The following is a 24,377-nucleotide window of genomic DNA, read 5'->3' as shown; positions in this document are numbered from 1 at the left end:
GGCTTTGCCATGTCAGTTATGTAACTATATAGTTATTTACGGGAGGAAGAAACTCATGGCAACGAAGCCGATCGGCATCATCATGCACGGCATTACCGGCCGCATGGGCTATAACCAGCATCTCGTGCGTTCCATCCTGGCGATCCGCGAACAGGGCGGCGTTCTTTTATCGAACGGCGACAGGCTGATGCCGGAGCCGGTGCTTGTCGGCCGCAATGCCGAGAAGATCGAGGCCATTGCGCGCAAGCATGGTCTTTCCAAAACGACGACCGATCTCGACGCCGCTCTTGCCGATCCCAGCAATACGATCTTCTTCGATGCCGGCTCGACGCAGATGCGCGTCGAGCTTCTCGAAAAGGCGATTGCCGCCGGCAAGCATGTCTATTGCGAAAAGCCGATCTCGGAGACGCTGGAGGAGGCGCTGTCGGTTGCCGCCTCCGCCGAACGTCGCGGCGTCAAGAACGGTGTCGTCCAGGACAAGCTCTTCTTGCCTGGCTTGCGCAAGATCGCCATGCTGCGCGATAGCGGCTTCTTCGGCAAGATCCTCTCCGTGCGCGGCGAGTTCGGTTACTGGGTCTTCGAAGGCGATTGGGGCGTGAAAGCACAGCGCCCCTCCTGGAACTACCGCAAAAAGGATGGCGGCGGCATGATCCTCGATATGCTGCCGCATTGGCGTTATGTGCTCGACAATCTCTTTGGTGAAGTCAAGTCAGTCAGCTGCCTCGGCGCCACGCATATTCCAAGCCGAGTCGACGAGAACGGTAACACCTATGTCGCCGATGCTGACGATGCCGCCTATGCTACCTTCGAACTCGAGGGCGGCGTTATCGCCCATATCAACTCCTCCTGGGCGGTGCGTGTACGCCGCGACGATCTCGTCACCTTCCAGGTCGACGGCACCCATGGATCCGCTGTCTGCGGCCTGATGCGCTGCTGGACACAGCATCGCGTCAACACGCCGAAACCGGTCTGGAACCCCGATCAGCCGCAGCCGATCAATTTCTTCGATACCTGGGAAGAGGTGCCTGACACGCAAGCCTTCGACAATGGTTTCAAGGCGCAATGGGAGCAGTTCCTGTGCCATGTGGCCGAGGACGCGCCCTGGAAGTTCACGCTGCGCGAGGGCGCCAAGGGTGTGCAGCTGGCAGAGCTGGCACAGAAGAGTTGGGCGGAACGCCGCTGGGTCGACGTTCCCTCGCTGTCGGCCCGCTAGGAGGCTGATCTCATGGAGAGAAGTCTTCACTTGCCAAGTGCCGATGGCACGATCGCCGGCTATACGCCCGTCAATGAGCCGTTGATCGCGCCTGTAAAACCGGCTGGCGGTCATCATTTCAATCGCGTCGCCTATGCGGCGGCGCATGTCGTGGTCGATGCGCTTGCGGACAACGATCCCTGGCTTGACCGCAACATCGACTGGGAGCGCACGATCGCCTTCCGCGAATATCTCTGGGGTCTCGGCCTCGGCGTCGCGGAAGCGATGGATACCGCACAGCGCGGCATGGGACTCGACTGGACCGGCGCAAAGGAGCTGATCGCGCATGCGCAGTCGGCCGCCCGCGGCCGGCCGGATGCCGTGATCGCCTATGGCGCCGGGACTGATCATCTGCAGCCCGGTCCCGATGTCACGATCGATGATGTCATCCGCGCCTATGAGGAACAGGTCGCTTATGTCGAAGGACAGGGCGGCCGCGTCATTCTCATGGCGAGCCGGGCTCTGGCGGCAGTCGCCAAGAGCCCGGACGACTATGTCAGGGTCTACGACCGCATCCTCGGTCAGGTCAAAGAGCCCGTCATCATTCATTGGCTCGGCTCGATGTTCGATCCGGCCCTGGCGGGCTATTGGGGCTCGGCCGACGACATGCTGGCCATGAAGACGGCAACAGCGATCATCAATCAGAACGCAGCCAAGGTCGATGGCGTGAAGATTTCGCTGCTTTCGGCAGAGAAGGAAATCATCATGCGCCGCCGGCTCGATCCGTCGGTCAAGATGTATACCGGCGACGATTTCAACTACGCAGAACTGATCGCCGGTGACGAGCAGGGCTATTCGCATGCCCTGCTCGGCATCTTCGATGCCATCGCGCCGGCAGCGAGCGCAGCTCTCGCAAAGCTCGCTCAGAACGACCTCGACGCCTTCCACGCGATCCTGGCGCCGACCGTCCCGCTATCGCGCCATATCTTCAAGGCACCGACGCGCTTCTATAAGACAGGCGTCGTCTTCCTCGCCTATCTCAACGGCTTTCAGGATCATTTCCAAATGCTCGGGGGCCAGCAGAGCGCTCGCTCGATCCAGCATCTTTCGGAGCTGTTCCGTCTGGCGGACACGGCGCGCGTACTGCGTGATCCGGATCTCGCAGTCTATCGCATGAAGGCAATCCTTGCCACCATCGGCATCGACTAGCGGATAAGAATGGGGGAGGATCACGATGGCCGTAGAGGGTCTGTCCATCAACCTGGCGACGGTGCGCCAGCAATATGACATGCGCCAGGCGGTCGAAGCCTGCCTGAAGCAGGATATCGTCGCGATTGCGCCCTGGCGCGATCAGGTGCAAAAGATCGGGCTTTCGGAGGCTGCTCGCATCGTCGCCGACAACAAGCTCAAAGTGACTGGCCTTTGCCGCGGCGGCATGTTTCCCGCGGCAAGCGCCGAGGGTAGGGCGGCTGCAATCGACGACAACAAGCGGGCGATCGACGAAGCGGCGGCGCTGAATGCCGATTGCCTCGTCCTTGTTGTCGGTGGCCTGCCGGAAGGATCGAGGGATATCACGCATGCCCGCGAGATGGTAGCGGACGGTATCGTGGCGATCCTGCCACATGCGCGCAGCGCCGGTATTCCGATCGCGATTGAGCCGTTGCATCCTATGTATGCGGCCGACCGCGCCTGCGTGAACACGCTGGAGCAGGCGCTCGACATCTGCGATCTCCTGGGCGAAGGCATCGGCGTCGCGATCGATGTCTACCACGTCTGGTGGGACCCGAAGCTTTATCAGCAGATCGCGCGTGCTGGCGCCGGTGGCCGCATCCTGGCGCATCATATCTGCGATTGGCTGGTGCCGACCACGGACCTGCTGCTCGATCGCGGCATGATGGGCGACGGTGTCATCGACTTGAAGCGTATTCGCGCGGAGATCGAGAAGGCCGGTTTCTTTGGCTTGCAGGAGGTCGAGATCTTCTCTCAGAATGATTGGTGGAAGCGCCCGGGTGAGGAGGTCCTCTCCACCTGCATCGAGCGTTTCCGCAGTGTTTGCTGAGTGGCAGTACCCAGGATCGATAACAAAAAACCGGACCAGCAAGTGGCCCGGCTCTTTTTCGAAGCGATGAGGTGACGACTTACTCGGCCGAAACGATCTTGCCGCCTTCCCATTTGTAGAGCGAGAAGCTCTGCGAGGTCAGGTCGCCGGTTTCGCCGTAGGTGACCTTGCCGATGGCGGTGTCGATCGGTTCGCCTTTCTTCAGAGCGGTACCGACTGCTTCGGCATCGTCTGCCTTGCCGGCCTTCTCGATGCCGGCCTTCAACACCTGCACGGCAGCATAGGCGTTCAGCGTGAAGGCTTCGGCCGGGATGTTGCGCGCCTTGAGGGCGGCAACGGCGCTCTGCGAATCCGGGTTCTTCAGCGCGTCAGACGCGTTGGTGAAGAGCGTGCCGGCAGCCGAATCGTTGGCGATCGCCCAATATTCGGTATTGGAGAGGCCGTCGCCGCCGATGATCTGCGCCTTGACGGAGATGTCGTGCAGCTGGCGGGCCAGCAGACCTGCTTCCGGATGATAGCCGCCGAAGTAGATCACGTCGACGCCGGCCTGCTTCAGCTTTGTCGTCAGAGCGCTGTAGTCTTTCTCGCCGGGGGTCAGCGAGTCATTGACGACCTCAGTGATACCGCCCTTGTTGATCGCAGCCTTGAAGGCGTCTGCCAGGCCCTTGCCGTAAGCGCCCTTATCGTTGAGGATGGCGATCTTCTTGTCCTTGAAGTTCTTCACGACATATTCGCCGGCGACGACGGCCTGCTGGTCATCTCGGCCGCAGGTGCGGAAGATGTTCGTGAGACCGCGATTGGTCAGGTCCGGAGCGGTTGCGGTCGGCGTGACCATCAGGATGCCGTTTTCGGCCAGCGCGTCCGAAACCGGAATGGCAACACCCGAAGTGACCGGGCCGACGACGAAGCGGATGCTGTCGCCGACAAAGCCGTTGGCGACGGATACGCCCTGCTTCGGATCGCCGGCATCGTCGCCGAGCTTCAGGACGAGCTTCTGGCCGAGAACGCCGCCGCTCTTGTTGATTTCGTCGATGGCGGTCTGCGCGCCATTCTTGACCTGCTCGCCGTAAGCCGCGACCGGGCCGGTCAGCGGCGCGATGAGGCCGATGGTGATGTCCGCATGTGCGAGAGGTGCGAAGGCCAGCGAAGCGACGAAGGTCGCGGCCGTCAATGTCTTCAGACTCATGTTAGCTCTCCTTGGATGGGCGCGGCAGCGCCCTTTGAACCCGCCCGCAATTGCCTGTCTCGACGCGCAAACTGCCGTGAGGCGTTCTTTTTAAAGAGACAAAGCTAATATCGAAGCCGATGATCGCCTTCGGACATTTTTTGATCTCGAAAGCGCTCATGAGGGTATTTTGTGTAGGAATATTGCGACGATTCCGCAAGAAAATAACCGTCGCGAAGACAATTTTAGCGTTTTTTCGAAAAATTTTGACGAGGGATGGTTGTTGCCTGCTTGCCGCAGAGCCTAGGTAATAGGGCGGTAAACCGAGGTGGATCTGAAAGTGGAAATCTGCATGCGGCGGATCCACATAAGCCGCGGCGTCTGTCATGGTGCGGCCCGGGCCAAGGAGATCAGTATCGCGTGAACGACAATGACGATTCGAAGGTCTATTTTGACCTCTGGCGGCTGATTCCCGACGGTACCCCGATCGTGACGCATTCCAGCCGGCTTTTTCCCGTGCGTCGTGATGGCGAGCCGGCGATGCTGAAGATCGCCGACGCACCGGAGGAGAAATCGGGGGCCGAGCTTATGGTCTGGTGGAATGGCATTGGTGCTGCGCGCGTTCTCGAGCATCAGGACGATGCTATCCTGCTCGAACGGGCAATAGGCAGCCGCTCACTTGCCGAGATGGCAAGGAATGGTGAGGACGACGAGGCAAGCCGGATCATCTGCAAGGCCGTCGCCGGGCTCCACGCCTCTCGCGGCGGCGCCTTGCCGCAATTGATTCCGCTTGTCCACCGCTTTCGTTCGCTCGAAACTATGGCTCATTGTGAAGGCGGTATCTTCGTCCAGTCCGCGGTCGTCGCCCGCGCGCTGTTGTCGGAGCCCCGCGATGTCGTCGCGCTGCATGGGGACATTCATCACGGCAATATCCTCGATTTCGCGGAGCGTGGCTGGCTTGCGATCGATCCCAAGGGCCTGGTGGGCGAGCGCGGCTTTGATTACGCCAATCTCTTCTGCAATCCCGACAATGCCGTCGCCACATCTCCCGGCCGTCTTGCCCGGCAAGTGACGATCGTTGCCGAGGCGGCGGGAATGGAGCGCGGACGCCTGTTGCGATGGATCATTGCCTGGGCCGGCCTTTCAGCAAGCTGGCTGATCGAAGATGGCGAGGAGGAATACGTCGAACCAACGCTGCGCGTTGCCGAAATCGCGGCGGCAGAACTTGCCAGAACCGAAGACTAGATTAAGGCCGCGCGCCAGGACTGCCGATAGCGCGCCAACCCCGGCAGTTCGGCGCGAATAGGTGGGCTGTCTGCGGCGCCGACGGGTCTTATCCCCGTCAGCAAGGCGGCACCCTGGCTGGTGCCCGTTGAGCCCGCTAGTGCGATGACATCGGTGTTCGTCAAGGCAGAGAGGGCGATGAGGTAGGCGCGATTGAGCGCAAAGGGACCTTCGACGAAGATCGGTCCTTTAGCGCCGATCAGATCGAGGCAGGCTTCCGTCATCAGCGCGAGATAGAGGCTGACGGCGGCAAGGCGTTCGGCCTTGCTCACGGAGTTATCCCCGATCCAGCGTCGCGTCCGGCCGGGAAAGGGTCCTGATCCGTCAACGACATTGGGTAGAAGCATGAGGCCCTTGGCGATGGCCTGTTCTAGCACGGCCTCGATTGCTTCATGGGACGCAGTACCGATTTCCGCTGCCAGAATCTCGAACTCGCGGCCGCCCATGAAGCGGGAAGACGGCACGGCGCGGCCATAGGCATCGACATTGGCAAGGGTATCGCGGGCGGGATCGAGATGGTCGAGATCGCCGCCGACACCAAAACTGATAACCCATGTCCCCGTCGAGACGACGGCAAAAGGCGCTTCATTCTCGACAAGATGCGGTAGCAGCGAGGCGTTGGAATCATGGATGCCGCAATAGACGGGCACCGACTTTGTCACTCCGATCTTTTCGCTAAGTGCTGGCAGCACCGGGCCTAGGGCGTCGAATGCCGAACGGACCGGCGCCATCAAGGCACGAATGCCAAGCGTGTCAACCAGGGACGAATAGCTTTGGGTCGTCGGGTTCCAGAGATCGGTATGGCAGCCAAGCGACGTCATCTCGTTGGCGGCGACGCCGGTCAGGCGAAACGCCCAATATTGCGGATAGGTCAGGATCGTTGCGACGCGAGCAAAATCAGCCGGGAAGGCGCTTTGCTGATAGTGGATCTGCGCGCCGACATTGAGGCCACCGGATAGCCGCGGCGAAAAGGTTTCGGCAAAAGCCGGACGCACTTGCCCATAGGCTTCCTGAATGGTTTGCGGATAGATGTGTTCGTAATCGAGAACCGGCAAGGCAAGATCGCCGCCGGCGTCCAACAGGACCACCGAAGCACCGTGCGTCGTGATTGATATGGCATCGAAGCCGGGCGTGGCTGCAAAGCCCTTCAGCGCCTCGATGATGAAGCGCCATAGGCTTTCGATATCGTAATGCGGGTAAGGACCTGACTTCAGGACGCTGTTTGCGATCCTGACGGCGGCGATCTCGGCACCGGTCCCGGCATCCAGCACAACGACCTTGGCGTTGGTCTTGCCGATGTCGATCACGGCGATGTGGCGGTAGGCTGTCTCGCTGTTCATGGCAGATGAAAGACCGTGACAAGATCGCTTTGGATGGGCGAGTTATCGGGATTGGTCGCCATGATGTCGGCCATATGCGCCCACCATTTCTTCATGACGGGATGTTCGGGCAGGCTGGCCATGGCGTGATCTTTCGGCCGGGTCAGCACGCCGAAAAGCGTGTTCGTCTCGCGGTCGAGATGGATGGAGTAATCGCTGACACCTGCCTGATGCAGCAGATCCACCAGCTCGGGCCAGATTTCATCATGTCTCTTGCGGTATTCCGCTTCCATGCCTGGATTGAGCGTCATCTTGAAGGCGTGGCGTTCGAGAGCAGCACTCATTTGGAGCTCATGGTCCTGATGCGCTTTGCCACGATCGGCAGCGCGATGGTGATGATGAGGAGGAGGCCGATGAAAATCGACATGACAATGCCGGGAACATTCAGCAGGCCGAGACCGAAGGTCACGAGACCCATGACGAAAGCGGCGATGACGACGCCGCCGATCGTGCCGGAGCCGCCGAGGATCGATACACCGCCGAGCACGACCATGGTGACGACTTCGAGTTCCCAGCCGAGCGCGATCGACGGGCGCGTGGAGCCGAGGCGCGAGGTGAGGCAGACGGCGGCGATACCGCTCATGATGCCGGTCAGGAGAAACAGAATGAACTTGACCCGCTCGACTGGAATGCCCGAGAAGCGCGCGGCGAAATCATTGTTGCCGATGGTATAGACCTGCCGGCCGAAATTCGTCGCATGCAGCAGGATCGCGAAGGCGATCGCCAGCACGATGAAGAGCACGAATTCGAACGAGAAGACCCAGACGACATAGCCTTGGCCGAAATAGGCGAAACTATCCGGATAGTTGCCATAGGCCTGGTCGCCGAGAACGATATAGGAAATGCCGCGAAACAGGCTCATCGTGCCGATGGTGACGACGATTGACGGCAGCTTCAGCACGGAAACGAGGAATCCGTTGAAGATGCCGCAGACGAGGCCGACGCCGATACCGATCGCAACGAGGCCGGGCGTGTCGACGCCCATTTGCGCGGCAGCGCCCATCGCCGTCGACGCCAGCGCGATGATGGCTGCGACCGAGAGGTCGATTTCGCCCGCGATGACGAGCAGCGCCATGGCAAAGGCGATCATCGCCTTTTCGGTAAAGTTGAAGGTCGCGTCCGAGAGATTGAACGGATCGAGGAAATAGGGCGAGGCCAGCGAGTTGAAGATGAAGATCGCGACCGCGACGCCGAAGAGCAGCGTTTCCCAGCTTGCCATGATGCGCTTGAAGGGCGTGCCGAGGCGATCAGGAATGGCGCGCTTTTCCGCGGTTGCCGCTTGCGAACCGTTGCTCATGCGTGTGCTCCCTGGCTGGCGGTGTCCTTTGCGGCTTGATCGCGCAGGATGATGCGGCCGCGGTTGCGTTCGCGCCGGGCGTTGAAGACGACGGCAAGGATGATGACGGTGCCTGAAATCGCCATCTGCGTGAACGGCGAGATGCCGATGACCGGAAGTGCGTTCTTGATGACGCCGAGGAAGAGGGCGCCTAAGACCGCGCCGGCGACCGAGCCGACACCGCCGGCAATCGAAATGCCGCCGATGACGCAGGCCGCCACGCTATCGAGTTCGAAGCCGTTGGCGATATCGACATAGGCCACCGCATAGCGCGAGACCCAGAGATAGCCGCTCAGCCCTGCAAGCGCACCGGAGAGGATGAAGGCGAGGAAGCGCGTCCAGCCGACATCGATACCGGCATAGACGGCGGCAACCGGATTGCCGCCGCTGGCATAGGCCGAGCGGCCGAACTGCGTGTAGCGCAGCACCAGATACATCATCAGAACGATGGCGATACCGATCCAGGCAAGCACCGGCAGGCCGAGAAGCGGCGTGCGCGGCACGTTCAGGAAAATCGGCGTGAATTGATGCGCATTGACCCAGGCGCCGCCCGACAGCACGAAGGCCATACCGCGATAGATCGTCAAGGTGCCAAGCGTGACGACGATTGGTGGGATTTCCAGTGCCCAGACGAGATAGCCATTGATGGCGCCGAGAACTGCACCCATCAGGATTGCGGTAATGACGAGCGCGATCAGCGGAATATCGGGATAGCCCGCGTTCAGCATCGCAACCGCCATGCCTGTCAGCGCCAGATTGGCGGCGACGGAGAGATCAATCGACTTCGTCAGGATCACCGTCATTTGGGCTAGCGCCAGAATGATGAGGATCGATGTGTCGTTGAAGATACTGGCAAGATTGGCGGGCTCGGCAAAGCCGGCCGCGCGCGTCGCGAAACCGGCGATCATCACGATGATGATGATGGCAAGCAGTGTCTCTCGCTTTTTGAGGATGCGTGGCATCCCGTCCTCCCTATGCATTTCCAGTGGCGGCGCGCACCAAGGTTTCCGGCGTGAGCCCCTCGCGCTCGAAAAGGCCAGCGGACAGGCCTTCCTTCATGACCAGCACACGATCCGACATGCCGAGGATCTCGGGCAGTTCGGAAGAAATCATGATGATGCTGAGGCCCTCGGCGGCCAGCTCGCTGATAAAGCCATGGACGGCGGCCTTCGAGCCGATATCGATCCCCTTGGTGGGTTCATCCAGAATGATGATCTTCGGCTGCGTCGCGAGCCATTTGCCGATGACCACCTTCTGCTGGTTGCCGCCAGACAGCGTGCCGACGGGCACGGAAAGTGCAGCAGCGCGCAGATCGAGCCGCCCGGCATATTTGCGGGCGAGAGCGAATTCGTTGGCTGCTTTCAGGAAGCCCTTGCGCGAGGTGCGCCCGAGTGAAGGCAGCGACATATTCTGATAGATTGGCATCGGCAGTGCCAGGCCGTGGCGGCCGCGCTCTTCGGGCACATACACGATCCCCGCGCGAATGGCATCCTGCGGCGATCGCACTTGGATTTCCTGTCCGTCGAGCGTCAGGCGTCCGGACAGCGGTTTGGTAATGCCGAAGAGCGATTGGCAAAGCTCGGAACGTCCGGCGCCGATCAAGCCATAGACGCCGAGGATCTCGCCGCGCCGAAGCTTGAAGGAAATATCGCGGAATTCGGTGCGGTGACAGTATTTGTCGACTTCGAGAACGGTTGCACCGATCGTCACAGGCACTTTCGGGAAAGCGTCCTTGACATCGCGGCCGACCATCATACGGACGATCTCATCCTGTGGTGTCGACTTCAATTCGCCGTGGCCGACGGCCCGGCCGTCGCGGAAGACGACGAAATTGTCGGCGATCTCGTAGAGTTCGTCGAACTTGTGGCTGATGAACAGGATGGCCTTGCCCTTTGCCTTCAATCCCTCGACGATGCGGAAGAGATCATCGATCTCCTTGCGGGAGAGAGCGGCGGTGGGTTCGTCCATGATGACGATGCGCGCCTCGATCGACAAGGCGCGTGCGATTGCCACAAGATGGCGCTGCGCGATGGAGAGGTCCTTCAAGCGGGTTGTCGGATCGATCGCGCTTTCCAGCGATTGGAGAAGCTCTTTCGATCGGCTGTTCATCCTCTTCCAGTCGATGGTGCGCCAGGATGTGCGCGGCGCATGGCCGAGGAAGATGTTTTCGGCGACGGTCAATTCGTCGAAGAGTACGGTTTCCTGATGAATAGCTGTGACGCCGGCATCGATAGCGGCCTGCGCATTCGCAAAGGCCATCGGCTTGCCATCGACGAGGATCTCGCCTTCGTTCGGGCGGTAGATTCCCGTGAGAATCTTGACGAGTGTCGATTTGCCCGCGCCGTTCTCACCGATCAGGGCGGTCACCTTGCCGGGATAGAGCGAAATGCTGACGCCATCCAGCGCCTTGACGCCGGGAAAGATCTGGAAAATGCCGCGCATTTCCAGAATGGCCTGATTGTTCGCGGCTGGTGCGTCCGCGATGGAGCGTTGAAGGACTGTGGTCATCAGCAATGTACCGGATCAATGAAACCAGGTCCGGCGGCTGATGCCGCCGGAGAGCTGCGAGTTCGATTTTCGATCAGAAAACCTTGGAGAACTGATCGATGTTCGAAGCATTGTAGACGAAGGGATCGGCCATGGCGGCTTCGCCGTTTTCGCCAACCTTGATCTTGCCCATGCGGCCGGCATTGATCTCGCTGCCCGGCTTGCCGTCGGTCTCGCCCTTGACCAGGCGATAGGCGATCTGTGTTGCGGAATAGCCGAGATCGATCGGATTCCAGATCGCAAATTCCTTCGTCGCGCCGGACTTGATGGCGCCGGCCATTTCGGACGGCAGGCCGAGACCGGTGACATAGACCTGGCCGATCTTGCCGGCATCCTTGACGGCCTGCGAGGCGGCAAGCACGCCGACCGTGGTCGGGGCGACGATGACCTTGACTTCCGGATGCGAGGTCAGGAGGCCTTGGGCTTCACGATAGCTCTTGTCGGAGAGGTCGTCACCATAGACTGTTGTCACCAGGTTGAGGCCCGGGAAATCCTTCAGCTGCTTCTTCATCTCGCCGATCCAGATGTTCTGGTTCGTGGAGGTGGTCGTGGCCGACAGGATGGCGAAGTTGCCCTTGCCGCCGTCGAGGTGATCCTTGGCGAGCGTCAGGCACATCTTGCCGATCAGTTCGTTGGACGAGGGGTTCAGCTGCAGGATGCGGCCGGCCTTGGCGACGCCGGAATCCCACGAGATCACCTTGATGCCGCGCTGTGCCGCCTTCTTCAGGGCCGGAACAACTGCGTCGGGATCGTTTGCGGAAATCGCGATGGCATCGACCCCTTGGGCGATCAGCGAGTTGATGACTTCGATCTGGCCTTCTGCCGTGGTCGAGGTCGGGCCGGTGTAGATCACCTGCACGCCGCCGAGATCCTTGGCTGCTTCCTGTGCGCCCTTGTTGGCGGCTTCAAAGAAGCCGTTGCCCAGCGACTTCACCACGAGGCCGATCTTGATGTCCTTTGCACTGGCCGCGCCGGCGAAAAGCGTGGCGGCGAGCGCGACGCCGATCGCCAATTTCTTTGCAATATTCATGTCACTTCCTCCCAAAGTTAATAGGCATGCTCACCCCACCTGAGCCGCGCGTCTCATGCGACCGACGGGGAATCTTCCTCCTCGGCTTCAGCCGAAACATTTGCAATAATGAGCGAAATGCCCGCATCCTCGATCATGCGCACGGTTTCGGCGGTAACACCGTCGTCGGTGATGATGGTCGAGACCTGATCGAGCGGGCAAAGGATCAGGCTGGAGCGCTGGCGGAATTTGCTTGAATCCACCATGACGACGAGTTCGTCGGCCTGGCGCATGAGCTTCTGCTCGCTCTGGATGACCAGCGCGTCGGCTTCCATGACGCCCAGCGGGCCTACGCCCTGCGCACCGATGAACATGCGCTGAGCATAGAAATTGCGGATCGTATCGTTGTCGAAGGGCGAGAGGATCAGGCTTTGTTCGCGATAGATCGCGCCGCCCGGCACCGTCACGTTATTCTTCGAGTGCTTGACCAGGTGTTCGGCGATCGCGAAGGAATTGGTCATCACCTGCAGCCGGAAGGCGGAGATATAGTGAACCAGCTGGAATGTGGTCGTGCCGCCATTGATGATAATGGCGTCGCCGGGATTGCAGAGTTCGGCGGCCTTGCGCGCAATTGCGCGTTTCCTATCGATGTTGACGGCTTCGGATACACGAAACGGCCGCGCGGCCAGGTTGCCGAGCTGCGGAGGATGGATCGATTCCGCTCCGCCGCGCACACGCCTGATCTTTCCCTGTACGTGCAGGGCACCGATATCACGGCGTATCGTCGCTTCCGAAGCCTCGGTCAGCTCGGAAATATCCTGAATCGTCACGACAGACTTTTCCTGTACGGCGCTCAGAATAATGCGATGGCGTTCGCGTTCGTGCATTGGCTCCTCCTTGTCGGCGGTTATTTCGCAAATATGACAAAGTGTCAATCATAAACGATCATAAACTTTCATATTGCATCGCAGCATTATCGAATTTGATCGTTTTCGATTGACAAGACGACTATACGTGAGCGATACCCTGCTCACAAAGGGCGGTTCCATCATGATCCGATCTGCCCGAAAGACTTGATTTCAAGGGAGGATGACATGGCGGCTGGCGTTCAGCTTCTGGAAAACCGTTGGGATGATGCACATGCTGATGGGCTCGATGAGCCTGGCAAGCTGCTTTATCGGTCGAATCTGCTCGGTGCCGATAAGCGTATCACCAACTATGGCGGCGGCAACACGTCGGCCAAGGTCATGGAAACCGATCCGCTCTCCGGCGAGAAGGTTAGGGTGCTCTGGGTCAAAGGCTCCGGCGGCGATGTCGGCACCATCAAGCTTGACGGTTTCGCCACGCTTTATCAGGACAAGCTGGACAGCCTGAAGAACATCTATCAGGGCGTTGCCGACGAAGATCGCATGGTCGGCTTCCTGCCGCATTGCACTTTCAACCTCAACGCCCGTGCCGCTTCGATCGATACGCCGCTGCATGGCTTCGTGCCGTTCACCCATGTCGACCACATGCATCCGGATGCCATCATTGCCATCGCCGCCTCGAAGAACTCGCGCGAGCTGACGCGCGAAATCTTCGGCGACGAGATCGGTTGGCTGCCCTGGCGCCGTCCGGGCTTCCAGCTCGGCCTCGATCTCGAAGCCTTCGTCAAGGCGCATCCGAATGCCAAGGGTGTTGTTCTCGAAAGCCATGGCCTCTTCACCTGGGCCAACGACGCCAAGGAATGCTACGAGCTGACGCTCGCGATCATCAACAAGGCGATCGAATGGTTCGCAGCCAAGACCGAAGGCAAGACGATTTTCGGCGGTGCCATCACCCAGAGCCTGCCGCAGGCGGAGCGTCGTGCGATCGCCGCCCGGCTGATGCCTGAGATCCGCGGCCGCATCGGCAAGGCCGAGCGCAAGCTCGGCGATTTCGACGACCAGGATGCCGTGCTCGAATTCGTCAATTCGAAGAACCTTCGCCCGCTTGGCGCGCTCGGCACCAGCTGCCCGGATCACTTCCTGCGCACCAAGATCCGGCCACTGATCGTCGATTTCGATCCGGCCAAGCCTGATGTCGATGCCGTCATCGCCGGCCTCGACAAGGCATTGGAAGATTACCGCGCCGACTACGCACGCTATTACAATGATTGCAAGCATGACAATTCGCCTGCCATGCGCGATCCGAACCCGGTGATCTTTCTCGTGCCCGGTGTCGGCATGCTGTCCTTTGCCCGCGACAAAGCGACGGCCCGTATCGCTGGCGAGTTCTACGTCAACGCCATCAACGTCATGCGTGGCGCCTCCACGGTTTCCGAATATCAAGGCCTGCCTGAGCAGGAAGCCTTCGATATCGAATATTGGCTGCTGGAAGAGGCAAAGCTTCAGCGTATGCCGAAGCCGAAAAGCCTCGCCGGCCGCGTTGCCTTCGTGACCGGCGGCGCCGGTGGCATCGGTCGCGCCACGGCCGCCCGTCTGGTAGGCGAGGGCGCCTGCGTCGTTTTGGCTGACATCGACCAGGCGGCACTTGAGAGCACACAGGCCGATTTCGCCAAGAAATATGGAGCGGATGCAGTGCGCAGCGTCAAGCTCGATGTCACCAAGGAAGATGCGGTCATTGCCGCCTTTGCTGAGGTTTGCGTCGAGTTCGGCGGTATCGACATTCTGGTCTCGAATGCCGGTATAGCATCGTCGGCACCGATTGAGAGCACCGAGCTTTCGATGTGGAACCGCAATATCGATATCCTCGCGACCGGTTATTTCCTCGTCTCGCGCGAAGCCTTCCGGCTGTTCCGCCGGCAGAACCTCGGCGGCAACGTCGTCTTCGTCGCGTCGAAGAACGGTCTGGCCTCCTCGCCGAATGCCGCCGCTTACTGCACCGCAAAAGCCGCCGAGATTCATTTGGCCCGTTGCCTGGCACTGGAAGGGGCGGAAGCCGGCATTCGCGTGAACACGGTCAATCCCGACGCCGTTTTGCGCGGCTCGAAGATCTGGAATGGCGAATGGCGCGAGCAGCGCGCTGCCTCCTCGAAGATCGAGGTGGACGAGCTCGAAGAACATTACCGCAAGCGCTCGATGCTGAAGCTGAATGTGTTCCCGGAGGACATCGCCGAGGCGATCTACTTCCTGGCTTCAGACCTTTCTGCCAAGTCGACGGGCAATATCATCAACGTCGACGCCGGCAACGCGCAGAGCTTTACGCGGTAGTTGGCCGCACTTCCTTCTCCCCACTGGGGAGAAGGTGGCCCAAAGGGCCGGATGAGGGGGCGCGGCAGATGCAGTTCTATCTTTCGCTCACGCTCAAGATGGTCGTCGCTCCGCTCCTTATCCTCCTATCTGCCCGTTGGGCATCTTCTCCCCGCGGGGGAGAAGAGGGAATAAGCTGATCGAAACGCCGATATTTCGAATAACGCATTGGGAGGAAAGAATGGCCGAATACAGGATCGCACCCGATCTGGTCGCCGCAGAAAACGACAAGCGCGCCGCCGCATTGAAATCCGATTATGAGGCGCTGGGCGCCACGCTCGCCCGCCGCGGTGTTGATATCGAAGCCGTCACCAAAAAGGTTTCAGAATTCTTCGTTGCTGTTCCGTCCTGGGGTGTCGGAACCGGCGGCACGCGCTTCGCCCGTTTCCCCGGCACCGGCGAGCCACGCGGCATCTTCGACAAGCTCGACGATTGCGCCGTCATTCAGCAGCTGACGCGGGCAACACCAAGGGTTTCGCTGCATATTCCCTGGGACAAGGCCGATGCGAAGGAATTGAAGGCGAAAGGCGATGCGCTCGGCCTCGGCTTCGACGCCATGAACTCCAACACTTTCTCCGATGCGCCCGGTCAGGCGCATTCCTACAAATTCGGTTCGCTGAGCCATGTCGATGCGGCGACCCGCGCCCAGGCCGTCGAGCACAACATCGAATGCATCGAAATCGGCAAGGCGATCGGCTCGAAGGCGCTGACGGTATGGATCGGCGACGGCTCCAACTTCCCCGGCCAGACCAATTTCACCAAGGCTTTCGAGCGCTATCTCGCCGCCATGGCCGATATCTACAAGGCGTTGCCAGATGACTGGCGGCTGTTCTCCGAGCATAAGATGTACGAACCGGCCTTCTATTCGACGGTCGTGCAGGACTGGGGCACCAACTACCTGATCGCGCAGACGCTCGGTCCCAAGGCGCATTGCCTCGTCGATCTTGGCCATCACGCGCCGAATACCAACATTGAAATGATCGTCGCGCGCCTCATCCAGTTCGGCAAGCTCGGCGGTTTCCACTTCAACGATTCCAAGTATGGTGACGACGATCTCGATGCCGGTGCCATCGAGCCCTACCGCCTGTTCCTCGTCTTCAACGAGCTGGTCGATGCGGAACGGCGCGGAGTGAACGACTTCAATCCAGCGCATATGATCGACCAGTCGCATAACGTGACCGATCCGATCGAGAGCCTGATTTCCAGCGCCAACGAGATCCGCCGCGCCTACGCGCAGGCGCTGATCGTCGATCGCGATGCACTTAGCGAGTATCAGGACGCGAACGACGCGCTGATGGCATCGGAAACGCTGAAACGCGCCTATCGCGCCGATGTCGAACCGGTCCTGGCCGAAGCTCGCCGCCGCGCCGGTGGTGCCATCGATCCGGTCGCCACCTACAGGGCGAGCGGTTATCGCCGCAAGGTTGCCGGAGAGCGTCCAGCTTCCGTTGCCGGCGGCGGCGGGATCATCTGAGATTATCGGGTGCCGGCACAAAATGGCGCCGGCACCCGATGCCTATCGCGCCTGCCCCAATTGCTGGAGTTCGGCCTCTCGCCAGGCGGACCAGCGACGCCGCAATTCGCCTGGCCGCAGGCCATAGTTTTCGTCGAGCACCTCGACCGCGAGAATTCGCTCCGTGCGGAAATGCCGGAAGCCTCCACGTAGCTCGCACCACGCCACCAGAATGCGGCTTGTATCGGAATAGCCGAGGATGACGGGCCAGACGATCCTTGTGCTTTCCGCGCTCGCATCGGACCGATAACGCAGGCGAAGTTTTCGTCCTTCGCGGATTGCCGCCCGCAGCATTGGCAGGTCGATGTTTTCCTCTTCGGATTCCTGAAGAAGCGGTTTGGCGCCGACGCTCGGCTCGAGGATGAAAGGGCGCAGGTGCTCGGGCACGATGGCAGTGATCTTGGCAACCACATCGCGTGCGGCATTGGCAAGGGTCTTGTCGGCACGGCCCGCAACCCATTGTGCTCCGAGGACGACGGCCTCGATCTCCTCTGGCGTCAGCATGAGCGGTGGCATTTCGTAGCCCGGTGAGAGGAGATATCCAAAACCGGCTTCACCTTCGATCGGAACGCGCTGGCCCATCAGATCGGCGACGTCGCGATAGACCGTGCGTTTGGAGACTTCGAGCTCACCCGCCAGCGCGGCAGCGGTCACCGGCCGGCTCGACCGGCGCAATATCTGTATGATCTGAAACAAGCGGTCGGCGCGACGCATTCCTGCTGACTCCTGCTGCCAGTATGGTGGCAACAGCCTTATGCAACAAGAGCCTTCAAGCCGCCAACGATATGTTCGGCGGGCCTTTTGAAGGAGTATGCGATGAAACTGGCATCCACGCGTCTGATCGCTTCAGACATCAGGAAAATGGTCGGCTTTTATGAAATGGTCACGGGTCAGGCAGCGGAGTGGCTGGCCCCGGTCTTTGCCGAGATCGTCACCCCCGCGGCGACGCTTGCGATCGGAAGCGCCGAGACCGTCGCCCTGTTCAAGGAGGGCAGTGCCGAGCCCTGCGCCAATCGCTCTGTCATCATCGAATTCCAGGTTGGTGATGTTGATGCCGAATTTGCAAAGCTAAAGGACAAGGTGGAGGTCGTGCACGAACCGAAGCTGATGCCCTGGGGCAACCGGGCAGGGCAGATCCGCGATCCCGAGGGAACGCTCATCAGCCTTTACACGCCTGTTACGGACTTTGCGAAGCAGCGTTTTGCTGATCGTTGAGCGATAAGGAGCCGGCGAAATCCTGCGGTTGGGCGATGTTGTCTGCCTGTCGGCATCTCTCGTCTTCAGTCACGCCTTGGCGTCTTGCGAGCGTGACCAACCGACTTAGATAGCTGCATATTTGTCATGGTCGTCCGGCAGATTTGAAATCATCCTCATGTACGGCAACCTGCGATGGTCGCAGCCGTGCTTTGTCGATTTGCTTCAGTCGCATGTGCACTTTCGAGTGGCCCGACAGTGGGAATTGGGTATTGTCGCTTGCAACGGCTCGCCTTGATTTGGCGGTCGAGGCTGGCAAAAAGACAGAGCCCTGCTGTTGATAGGTGAGGAAAGACGATGACGACTGACATGAACGGTTTTACCGGACGCCTGAAACGCCGCGAGAATGGCGGCATGATCTCCGGCTGGGTCGGCATACCCGATCCGATGCTCGTCAATCATCTGGCACAGGAAGACTTCGACACCATCGTGCTCGATATGCAGCATGGCATGTGGAACATGGAGTCTGCCGCCAACGGGATTGCCTATGTGCGCTTGGCCGGCAAGCCGGCGATTGCCCGCATTCCGGTCGGCGATTTTGCCTCTGCCTCACGCCTTCTCGATGCCGGCGCCTCCGCCATTATCGCGCCGATGATCAATTCTGCCGATGATGCGCGCGCCTTCGTGCAAGCGACGAAATATCCGCCGCTCGGCGAGCGGAGCTGGGGGCCATCGCTGGCGCTCAATCATTTCGGCCTGCCAGCTGAAGATTATCTGCAGAGCGCCAACAGCCTGACCGCCACCATCGCCATGGTGGAAACCCGCATGGCACTCGATGCGATCGACGAGATTCTCGCAGTCGACGGCATCGATGGTATCTTTGTCGGCCCGTCCGATCTTTCGATCGCGCTTTCGAACGGCGCCCGGCTTGCCCCGGATAGCGCTGCGATCGATCAGGCGCTTGCAACCGTGCTGGCACGCTGTCGCGCCCACGGCAAGGTCATTTGCGCCTTCGGCGGCGATGGCGCCCGCGCCGGGGAATACCTGAAGCTTGGCCTCGATCTGGTTATCGCCGGCACGGAAACGGCGCAGCTGCGCGCCGGCGCCCGCACGGCCATTCAGGCTGCGCGAAAAGGCGCTGATTCATAATCGGCTGAGATAAAAGCTGCCCGAGGTATCCCACGGGCAGCGGTGGTTGCGCCAGAGCCGGATGATTTAGGTCTGTTCAACCTAAAATCTGGATCCGCTCTAGTTCACCAGCTTTACATAGCAGGGCCGATAGGTCTCGGTACCGCAGCCGCCACCGACCGCTTGTGCCGGCGTGATTGTGTTTTGTATGGCGATTGCCGCGAGCGCGACGGCGATGATTGTCAAAACAGTTTTGGTATATTTGTCCATGAGTTTCCCCTAATGATAGAATGGCTAACGATATGCATCTTAAAATTGCCTTTCTGAATGCGGGCTGAATACAGATGCTCAGGGTTGTGCCCCGATGTCTGGTGATACTGTCGAACAGCCCAAACACGACCTTCCCCCTTGTCGACTTTGATCGCAGCCTGCGCTTGCATCGTCACCCGCCTGCGGGCATTCTCGCCCCGACATGGCGGAGCGGAATGATTTGTCGAAGGTGCAGGGATTGGCGGCGGGGCGCGGCTTGCGTCGCGAAGTAGGTCAGCGAGTGACCTTGCGGACCGTTGCTACGGCTCTCGGTCTTTCGGTCACGACGGTCAGTCGTGCCCTTAAGGAGGGCGCGGAGGTCAATCGCGAGACCATCGAACTGGTCAAGCGCGTTGCGGGCGAGCTTGGCTATCGTCCCAATCTCGGTGGCATCAATCTGCGCACCGGCAAAACCCACGCCATCGGCATCGTGCTGCCTTTCGGGCGTGAGGGCGAGATGAACATTGTCGTTGCCTCGCTGATCGAAGGCGCTTCGCGCTATATGAAGTCGCGAGGGTATCGAACGACAATCGTCCCGCAGCTCCAAGCAGATGATCCGCTCGCGACCGTGCGGGATATCGTCGAGGAGGGATCGGTTGACGGCGTCATCATCACGCATACGACACCACAGGACGATCGCGTCAAATATCTGCTTGAAGTCGGCATGCCTTTTGTCACCTTCGGGCGGACAGAGCTCTTGAGCGTTCATCCGAGCATCGATCTCGATCATGAAGTGATCGGCGCAGAGGCTGCACGCCTTCTGCTCGATGCCGGCCACCATATGCCGCTGCTGATCGCGCCCAACCAGCAATTCACCTACAGCCTGCAATTCGTAAGAGGGTGGCGCAGGACTTTTGCCGAGCATCATCTCGATGTGCCTGATGATGGCATCCATTTCACCACGGCCACACCCGACAATGGTCGCGGGATGGCAAAGCACATAGCAGCGCAGAATCCGGCAGCGACGGCCGCCTTCGTCGCCAGCGAAGAGGCTGCTCTCGGTTTCCTCGCCGGCCTGCGCGATGCCGGGCGGCAGGCCGGCAGGGATTTCGCGCTGATTACCTATGGCGGCACCGCACTGCCAGATTTCTTCAACCCGCCTTTGAGTACCTTTCACTATTCGAACCATGCCATAGGCGAGCGATTGGCCGCCTTCCTGCATCGGGCAATCGCCGGCGAAAATCCGGCCGATCTGCGCGAAGTCGTCCAAGCCGCCTTCGTCGATCATCAAAGCCAGTCACGTCACGTTTGAAAATATTGCTGCTTGCAGGATGAGCAGGCGGCGAGAAGGTATTCGTAACGTTACGAATTTGCAGATTGCGCAACATTGAAACGTTAGTCGGCCAGAAAATCGCCGATTGACAGTCTTTCTCTTTTCCATAATCGTAACGTTACGAATTGCCGATTTCGAGTGAAGAAGCTCATTGGCAAGGCACATTGTTCAGGCGTGGAGGCCTCGCCGCGCGCGGCTTCACGCATTGTAAGGGGAGGATGACGTGAGCGACGGATCGCTTTTTTTCGGATCGCCTATTTGGACCTTCAATTGGAACCCGCCGTATCAAGCGCCGTTGCGGCGGCTCGCTGCGACAGGCTGCAAGGGATTTGAGCTCACCGCGTGGTCGGTGGACATGTTGAGCTACTACACGCGCGAAACCATCCGCGAGTTGAAGCAGATTGCAGACGGAGAGGGGCTGGTGCTCACCAACTTCTTCTTCAATCTACCCTTCAGCCGCGCAGCAAATGCTGCCGTCTCGACAGTCGACCTCGATGGCTACCAGCGCGGCATGGAAGTCGCCGCCGCGATCGGCACGCCGATCGTTACCAGCATGACACCTTATCCGTTTCAGTCCGAGGTCAGGCCGATCCTGCAGCGGCCGATCTCGCAGGAGTGGGGCGCGGCAGTCGAACCGCAATGGGATTGGACGGGTGAATATGACGCCGTCGTCGAGGGTTTTATCCGGGCTTGCGAGATTGCCGCCGCCGCGGGTCTCAAGGTCGCGATCGAGCCGCATCCTTATCGCTGGGTCAGCTCCGGTCAGGGCATGCTGCGGCTGATCGAGCGCACCGGTGCCGCCAATCTCGGCCTGAACTTCGACCCGAGCCATCTCTTTCCGGCCGGCGACATGCCGCATTACGTCGTGCTGGCGCTCGGCGATCGGATCTTCAACACGCATTTTTCCGATAATGAAGGGCACACCAACGCCCATTGGCGCCCGGGACGCGGCAAGATCGATTGGAAGGCGATTTTCGCGGCACTCAAGACCATCGGCTATTCCGGCCCGATCACGCTGGAGCTGGAAGACGCGCCGGGTGCATCGCATTGGACCCATTTCCGCGAAGCGACGACGGAATTCGATGACGAGATGCGCCGTGGCATGAGCTATCTGCGCGCCGCTGCCGCCGAACTCGATATCACCATTTCCTAGAGGCAAGCCAATGAGCAACGAACCCATGAAAGTCGGCATTGTCGGCGCCGGCAATATCAGCGCCACCTATGTTGCGACCCTGCATATGTTTGATTTCATTCGCGTGAAGTCTGTTTACGATCTTTATCAGGAGCCTGCCCGCAAGCTTGCCGAGCAGTTTGGCATCGAGGCCGTTGCGCTCGATACGATGCTTTCCGATCCGGAAATCGGTCTCATCATCAACCTGACGACGCCGGTCTCGCATTATGCCATCAGCAAGAAGGCGCTGCTTGCCGGCAAGCATGTCTATTCGGAGAAGCCGCTTGGCGTCTCCATGGGCGAGGCGGAGGAGTTGATGGCCATCGCGCGGGCAGGAGACCTGCGGCTCGGTTGCGCTCCCGACACCTTCCTTGGCGGCGGTCACCAGTTGACACGGCGCTTGCTCGATGAAGGGCGCATCGGCAAGACGATTTCGGCCACCGCCATGCTGCTGTTGCCGGGTCATGAGCATTGGCATCCCAACCCAGCCTTCTTCTACGGCCGCGGCGGCGGGCCGATGCTCGATGTCGGTCCGTACTACGTGACGAACCTCATCGCCTTGCTCGGCCCCGTGCGCGAGATCTTTGGCACTGCGAAGATCACCCGCATCGAACGCACGGTGAAGACTGATCCGCGTCGCGGCGAGACGATTAAGGTACTGGTGCCGACCCATCTGACGGGCGTTATGGAGTTCCATAGCGGTGCGACCGTCACCATTGCCACCAGCTTTGATGTTATCAAGCACAAGCACAATCAGATCGAGCTTTACGGTTCGGAAGGTACTATGGTGACGCCGGATCCAAACAATTTCAGCGGCAAGGTCGAGATATTTCGCGATGGCGATGAGGCGTGGAGGGAGATCCCCGTCGATCACCCCTATACGGAAGGTGTGCCAGGTCATCTCGGTCTGCGCGGATTGGGCGCGGCGGAGATGGTGGATTCCCTTCGCTCGGGACGTCAGCATCGGGTATCGTCGGAACTAGCTTTCCACGCCCTTGAGGTGATGACGGCATTCGAGCGTTCGGCGCAATCGCGTTCTGTGGTTGCAATCCACAGTAGTTGCGGTCGGCCCGATCCAATACCGCGCGCAATAAATGAGGGACGTTTCTCATTGAGTGCGCTATAGAGTTGAGAAAATGCGGTCCTTTTGGACTGCGGGCTTGACGAAGGGGCAATGCCTGAGGAAGCATTGCTCACGTGCTGCAGGGAACGGAGGCCCTGCCGCACAGTTTTGGAGGATCAGGAGATTCGGCATCCGGTGTCTGGAGACGGCGGCGGCTGAGGAAAGGCGTTTGAAGAACGCCCTCAAAGGAGGAGGAACGCATGCGCAAATTGATGATGGCATTGGTCGGCGCCACGGCGCTGGTCGCGGCGAGCGTGACCGGCGCTCTGGCCGAAGGCAAGAAGGCCGAAGTTCTGCATTGGTGGACTTCGGGCGGTGAAGCCGCAGCCGTGAAGGAACTGGCCAAGGCCTTCAACGCTGCAGGCGGCGAATGGGTGGATACCGCAATTGCCGGTTCCGGCTCGACTGCTCGTCCGATCGGCATCAACCGCATCATCGGCGGCAATCCGCCGACGGCCATGCAGTTCAACACCGGCACGCAGATGAACGAACTGGCCCAGCAGGGCCTATTGCGGCCGCTCGACGATCTCGCCAAAGAGCAGGATTGGAAATCGGTTCTGACACCATCTTTCTATCAGGCCATCCAGTTCCAGGATCATATCTATGGCGCTCCCATCAACGACCACGGCCAGAATTGGGTCTTCTATTCCAAGGCCGTCTTCACCAAGGCCGGCGTGACGGAAGAGCCGAAGACCTGGGATGAAATGTTTGCCGCGCTCGACAAGATCAAGGCTGCTGGCCTGATCCCGGTTGCCGTCGGCGGTCAGCCCTGGCAGCTGCAGTCGATGTTCAACGCCATCCTGCTCGGCGAGGGCGGGAAGGATCTCTATGCCAAGGTCTGGAAGGATCTCGACACAGATGCCGTCAAGTCCGACAAGTTCAAGCATGTGGCGGAAGTCTTCGCCAAGCTCCGCAACTATCAGGACCCTGGCAGCCCGAACCGCGACTGGAACGTCGCGACCGGCATGCTGATCGACGGAAAGGCCGGCATCCAGTTCATGGGAGACTGGGCCAAGGGTGAATTCATCCATGCCGGCCTTGTCGCCGACAAAGATTTCGGCTGCATCCTCGGACCTGGCGAATCCAACTTCATGATGGGCGGCGATATCTTCGTCTTCCCCGTTCTCAAGGATAAGACGGCGACCGACGCCCAGACCCTGCTCGCTACCGTCATCATGTCGAAGGAAGGCCAACTTGCCTTCAACTCCAAGAAGGGTTCGGTGCCCGTGCGTCTCGACGTCGATACGTCAAAGCTCGACGCTTGCGCCCAGAAGGGCCTGAACGCACTCAAGGATCCGAGCCGCCAGATCCTGGCGCCCGACGTGCTGACCCCTCAGGATATTGTCCAGACCGAAGGCGATCTCATTGCTCAATACTGGACGACGCCCAGCATGACGGCGGACCAGTTCGCCACGCAGTTTGCGCAGGTCATCGAACAGGCCAAGTAAGCTTCGATCGACATCCA

At 60.0% G+C, this 24,377-nt stretch carries 23 protein-coding genes; 12 read left to right on the top strand and 11 right to left on the bottom strand.

What is annotated here, in order from left to right; translation table 11 throughout:
• The first annotated feature begins 55 nt into the window (after nt 1-55).
• From FBZ97_RS08970 to FBZ97_RS08960, 3 genes are read left to right on the top strand one after another with little or no spacing between them, the layout of a single operon-like run.
• On the top strand, nt 56-1,213 hold the full coding sequence (locus FBZ97_RS08970; RefSeq protein WP_145318542.1) for a Gfo/Idh/MocA family oxidoreductase: 1,158 nt from the start codon (nt 56-58) through the stop codon (nt 1,211-1,213).
• A 12-nt stretch (nt 1,214-1,225) separates the two neighbouring features.
• A complete protein-coding gene (locus tag FBZ97_RS08965) occupies nt 1,226-2,401 on the top strand; it encodes a dihydrodipicolinate synthase family protein (RefSeq protein WP_145318539.1) in 1,176 nt (391 codons plus the stop codon).
• A gap of 25 nt (nt 2,402-2,426) precedes the next feature.
• Entirely contained in the window at nt 2,427-3,251 is an 825-nt protein-coding gene (locus tag FBZ97_RS08960; protein ID WP_145318536.1) for a sugar phosphate isomerase/epimerase, read from the top strand.
• Between the two features lie 79 nt (nt 3,252-3,330).
• On the opposite strand, the gene FBZ97_RS08955 is transcribed toward FBZ97_RS08960, so the two are convergent.
• On the bottom strand, nt 3,331-4,437 hold the full coding sequence (locus FBZ97_RS08955) for a branched-chain amino acid ABC transporter substrate-binding protein (protein ID WP_145318533.1): 1,107 nt from the start codon (nt 4,435-4,437) through the stop codon (nt 3,331-3,333).
• A 1-nt stretch (nt 4,438) separates the two neighbouring features.
• Nucleotides 4,439-4,804 carry a hypothetical protein gene (locus FBZ97_RS08950; RefSeq protein ID WP_145318529.1) on the bottom strand — a complete coding sequence of 122 codons (366 nt, stop codon included), beginning with the start codon at nt 4,802-4,804 and terminating at the stop codon, nt 4,439-4,441.
• A 32-nt stretch (nt 4,805-4,836) separates the two neighbouring features.
• On the opposite strand from FBZ97_RS08950, the gene FBZ97_RS08945 reads away from it, so the two are divergent.
• Entirely contained in the window at nt 4,837-5,661 is an 825-nt protein-coding gene (locus FBZ97_RS08945; protein ID WP_145318527.1) for an aminoglycoside phosphotransferase family protein, read from the top strand.
• Here the strand turns inward: FBZ97_RS08945 and FBZ97_RS08940 are convergent.
• The 7 genes from FBZ97_RS08940 to FBZ97_RS08910 all read right to left on the bottom strand — a co-directional run bounded on the left by FBZ97_RS08940 (nt 5,658) and on the right by FBZ97_RS08910 (nt 12,858).
• A complete protein-coding gene (locus FBZ97_RS08940; protein ID WP_145318524.1) occupies nt 5,658-7,040 on the bottom strand; it encodes an FGGY-family carbohydrate kinase in 1,383 nt (460 codons plus the stop codon). The genes FBZ97_RS08945 and FBZ97_RS08940 overlap by 4 nt on opposite strands.
• Complete coding sequence (gene rhaM / locus FBZ97_RS08935) at nt 7,037-7,363, bottom strand: L-rhamnose mutarotase (RefSeq protein ID WP_145318522.1); 327 nt, start codon at nt 7,361-7,363, stop codon at nt 7,037-7,039. Before rhaM ends, FBZ97_RS08940 begins: the two co-directional genes overlap by 4 nt.
• Nucleotides 7,360-8,376: an ABC transporter permease gene (locus FBZ97_RS08930; RefSeq protein ID WP_145318519.1), complete on the bottom strand. Its 1,017-nt coding sequence runs from the start codon at nt 8,374-8,376 to the stop codon at nt 7,360-7,362. Before FBZ97_RS08930 ends, rhaM begins: the two co-directional genes overlap by 4 nt.
• Nucleotides 8,373-9,377 (bottom strand): ABC transporter permease, encoded by a 1,005-nt coding sequence (locus FBZ97_RS08925; RefSeq protein WP_145318516.1) that lies wholly within the window; start codon nt 9,375-9,377, stop codon nt 8,373-8,375. Before FBZ97_RS08925 ends, FBZ97_RS08930 begins: the two co-directional genes overlap by 4 nt.
• 10 nt (nt 9,378-9,387) lie before the next feature.
• Nucleotides 9,388-10,923, bottom strand: coding sequence for a sugar ABC transporter ATP-binding protein (locus FBZ97_RS08920; protein ID WP_145318513.1), 1,536 nt, complete (start codon nt 10,921-10,923; stop codon nt 9,388-9,390).
• Nucleotides 10,924-10,996: 73 nt separating this feature from the next.
• Nucleotides 10,997-11,992, bottom strand: a complete 996-nt coding sequence (rhaS, locus tag FBZ97_RS08915; RefSeq protein ID WP_075853916.1) for a rhamnose ABC transporter substrate-binding protein — start codon at nt 11,990-11,992, stop codon at nt 10,997-10,999.
• A 53-nt stretch (nt 11,993-12,045) separates the two neighbouring features.
• Entirely contained in the window at nt 12,046-12,858 is an 813-nt protein-coding gene (locus FBZ97_RS08910) for a DeoR/GlpR family DNA-binding transcription regulator (protein ID WP_145318510.1), read from the bottom strand.
• A 207-nt stretch (nt 12,859-13,065) separates the two neighbouring features.
• On the opposite strand from FBZ97_RS08910, the gene FBZ97_RS08905 reads away from it, so the two are divergent.
• Together FBZ97_RS08905 and rhaI are read left to right on the top strand one after the other, a co-directional pair.
• Complete coding sequence (locus tag FBZ97_RS08905) at nt 13,066-15,162, top strand: bifunctional rhamnulose-1-phosphate aldolase/short-chain dehydrogenase (RefSeq protein ID WP_145318507.1); 2,097 nt, start codon at nt 13,066-13,068, stop codon at nt 15,160-15,162.
• A gap of 220 nt (nt 15,163-15,382) precedes the next feature.
• Complete coding sequence (gene rhaI, locus FBZ97_RS08900) at nt 15,383-16,675, top strand: L-rhamnose catabolism isomerase (protein WP_145318504.1); 1,293 nt, start codon at nt 15,383-15,385, stop codon at nt 16,673-16,675.
• A gap of 42 nt (nt 16,676-16,717) precedes the next feature.
• Here the strand turns inward: rhaI and FBZ97_RS08895 are convergent, their stop codons facing one another.
• Nucleotides 16,718-17,428 carry a YafY family protein gene (locus tag FBZ97_RS08895; RefSeq protein WP_145318501.1) on the bottom strand — a complete coding sequence of 237 codons (711 nt, stop codon included), beginning with the start codon at nt 17,426-17,428 and terminating at the stop codon, nt 16,718-16,720.
• 102 nt (nt 17,429-17,530) lie between these two features.
• On the opposite strand from FBZ97_RS08895, the gene FBZ97_RS08890 reads away from it, so the two are divergent.
• Nucleotides 17,531-17,929, top strand: a complete 399-nt coding sequence (locus FBZ97_RS08890) for a VOC family protein (protein WP_145318498.1) — start codon at nt 17,531-17,533, stop codon at nt 17,927-17,929.
• Nucleotides 17,930-18,265: 336 nt separating this feature from the next.
• Nucleotides 18,266-19,057 (top strand): aldolase/citrate lyase family protein, encoded by a 792-nt coding sequence (locus FBZ97_RS08885; RefSeq protein WP_145318495.1) that lies wholly within the window; start codon nt 18,266-18,268, stop codon nt 19,055-19,057.
• 99 nt (nt 19,058-19,156) lie between these two features.
• On the opposite strand, the gene FBZ97_RS34340 is transcribed toward FBZ97_RS08885, so the two are convergent.
• A complete protein-coding gene (locus FBZ97_RS34340) occupies nt 19,157-19,306 on the bottom strand; it encodes a hypothetical protein (protein ID WP_015342612.1) in 150 nt (49 codons plus the stop codon).
• Nucleotides 19,307-19,535: 229 nt separating this feature from the next.
• On the opposite strand from FBZ97_RS34340, the gene FBZ97_RS08880 reads away from it, so the two are divergent.
• The 4 genes from FBZ97_RS08880 (at nt 19,536) to FBZ97_RS08865 (ending at nt 24,360) form a co-directional block, all read left to right on the top strand.
• Nucleotides 19,536-20,597 carry a LacI family transcriptional regulator gene (locus tag FBZ97_RS08880; protein ID WP_246661754.1) on the top strand — a complete coding sequence of 354 codons (1,062 nt, stop codon included), beginning with the start codon at nt 19,536-19,538 and terminating at the stop codon, nt 20,595-20,597.
• 244 nt (nt 20,598-20,841) lie between these two features.
• Nucleotides 20,842-21,771: a sugar phosphate isomerase/epimerase family protein gene (locus tag FBZ97_RS08875; RefSeq protein WP_145318489.1), complete on the top strand. Its 930-nt coding sequence runs from the start codon at nt 20,842-20,844 to the stop codon at nt 21,769-21,771.
• A 10-nt stretch (nt 21,772-21,781) separates the two neighbouring features.
• On the top strand, nt 21,782-22,915 hold the full coding sequence (locus FBZ97_RS08870; protein WP_145318486.1) for a Gfo/Idh/MocA family oxidoreductase: 1,134 nt from the start codon (nt 21,782-21,784) through the stop codon (nt 22,913-22,915).
• Between the two features lie 197 nt (nt 22,916-23,112).
• Nucleotides 23,113-24,360: an ABC transporter substrate-binding protein gene (locus FBZ97_RS08865; protein WP_083258275.1), complete on the top strand. Its 1,248-nt coding sequence runs from the start codon at nt 23,113-23,115 to the stop codon at nt 24,358-24,360.
• The last annotated feature ends 17 nt before the right edge of the window (nt 24,361-24,377 follow it).

Source organism: Rhizobium sp. ERR 942, from assembly GCF_007828395.1.
GTDB classification, from domain to species: Bacteria; Pseudomonadota; Alphaproteobacteria; order Rhizobiales; family Rhizobiaceae; genus Rhizobium; species Rhizobium dioscoreae.
This window is presented reverse-complemented; position numbering and strand designations above follow the sequence as displayed.

Excerpts from the sequence above, each read along its gene's own strand:
- FBZ97_RS08970 (WP_145318542.1), top strand. The coding sequence starts at position 56 with ATGGCAACGAAGCCGATCGGCATCATCATGCACGGCATTACCGGCCGC.
- FBZ97_RS08965 (WP_145318539.1), top strand. The coding sequence starts at position 1,226 with ATGGAGAGAAGTCTTCACTTGCCAAGTGCCGATGGCACGATCGCCGGC.
- FBZ97_RS08960 (WP_145318536.1), top strand. The coding sequence starts at position 2,427 with ATGGCCGTAGAGGGTCTGTCCATCAACCTGGCGACGGTGCGCCAGCAA.
- FBZ97_RS08955 (WP_145318533.1), bottom strand. The coding sequence starts at position 4,437 with ATGAGTCTGAAGACATTGACGGCCGCGACCTTCGTCGCTTCGCTGGCC.
- FBZ97_RS08950 (WP_145318529.1), bottom strand. The coding sequence starts at position 4,804 with ATGACAGACGCCGCGGCTTATGTGGATCCGCCGCATGCAGATTTCCAC.
- FBZ97_RS08940 (WP_145318524.1), bottom strand. The coding sequence starts at position 7,040 with ATGAACAGCGAGACAGCCTACCGCCACATCGCCGTGATCGACATCGGC.
- rhaM (WP_145318522.1), bottom strand. The coding sequence starts at position 7,363 with ATGAGTGCTGCTCTCGAACGCCACGCCTTCAAGATGACGCTCAATCCA.
- FBZ97_RS08930 (WP_145318519.1), bottom strand. The coding sequence starts at position 8,376 with ATGAGCAACGGTTCGCAAGCGGCAACCGCGGAAAAGCGCGCCATTCCT.
- FBZ97_RS08925 (WP_145318516.1), bottom strand. The coding sequence starts at position 9,377 with ATGCCACGCATCCTCAAAAAGCGAGAGACACTGCTTGCCATCATCATC.
- FBZ97_RS08920 (WP_145318513.1), bottom strand. The coding sequence starts at position 10,923 with ATGACCACAGTCCTTCAACGCTCCATCGCGGACGCACCAGCCGCGAAC.
- rhaS (WP_075853916.1), bottom strand. The coding sequence starts at position 11,992 with ATGAATATTGCAAAGAAATTGGCGATCGGCGTCGCGCTCGCCGCCACG.
- FBZ97_RS08910 (WP_145318510.1), bottom strand. The coding sequence starts at position 12,858 with ATGCACGAACGCGAACGCCATCGCATTATTCTGAGCGCCGTACAGGAA.
- FBZ97_RS08905 (WP_145318507.1), top strand. The coding sequence starts at position 13,066 with ATGGCGGCTGGCGTTCAGCTTCTGGAAAACCGTTGGGATGATGCACAT.
- rhaI (WP_145318504.1), top strand. The coding sequence starts at position 15,383 with ATGGCCGAATACAGGATCGCACCCGATCTGGTCGCCGCAGAAAACGAC.
- FBZ97_RS08895 (WP_145318501.1), bottom strand. The coding sequence starts at position 17,428 with ATGCGTCGCGCCGACCGCTTGTTTCAGATCATACAGATATTGCGCCGG.
- FBZ97_RS08890 (WP_145318498.1), top strand. The coding sequence starts at position 17,531 with ATGAAACTGGCATCCACGCGTCTGATCGCTTCAGACATCAGGAAAATG.
- FBZ97_RS08885 (WP_145318495.1), top strand. The coding sequence starts at position 18,266 with ATGACGACTGACATGAACGGTTTTACCGGACGCCTGAAACGCCGCGAG.
- FBZ97_RS34340 (WP_015342612.1), bottom strand. The coding sequence starts at position 19,306 with ATGGACAAATATACCAAAACTGTTTTGACAATCATCGCCGTCGCGCTC.
- FBZ97_RS08870 (WP_145318486.1), top strand. The coding sequence starts at position 21,782 with ATGAGCAACGAACCCATGAAAGTCGGCATTGTCGGCGCCGGCAATATC.
- FBZ97_RS08865 (WP_083258275.1), top strand. The coding sequence starts at position 23,113 with ATGCGCAAATTGATGATGGCATTGGTCGGCGCCACGGCGCTGGTCGCG.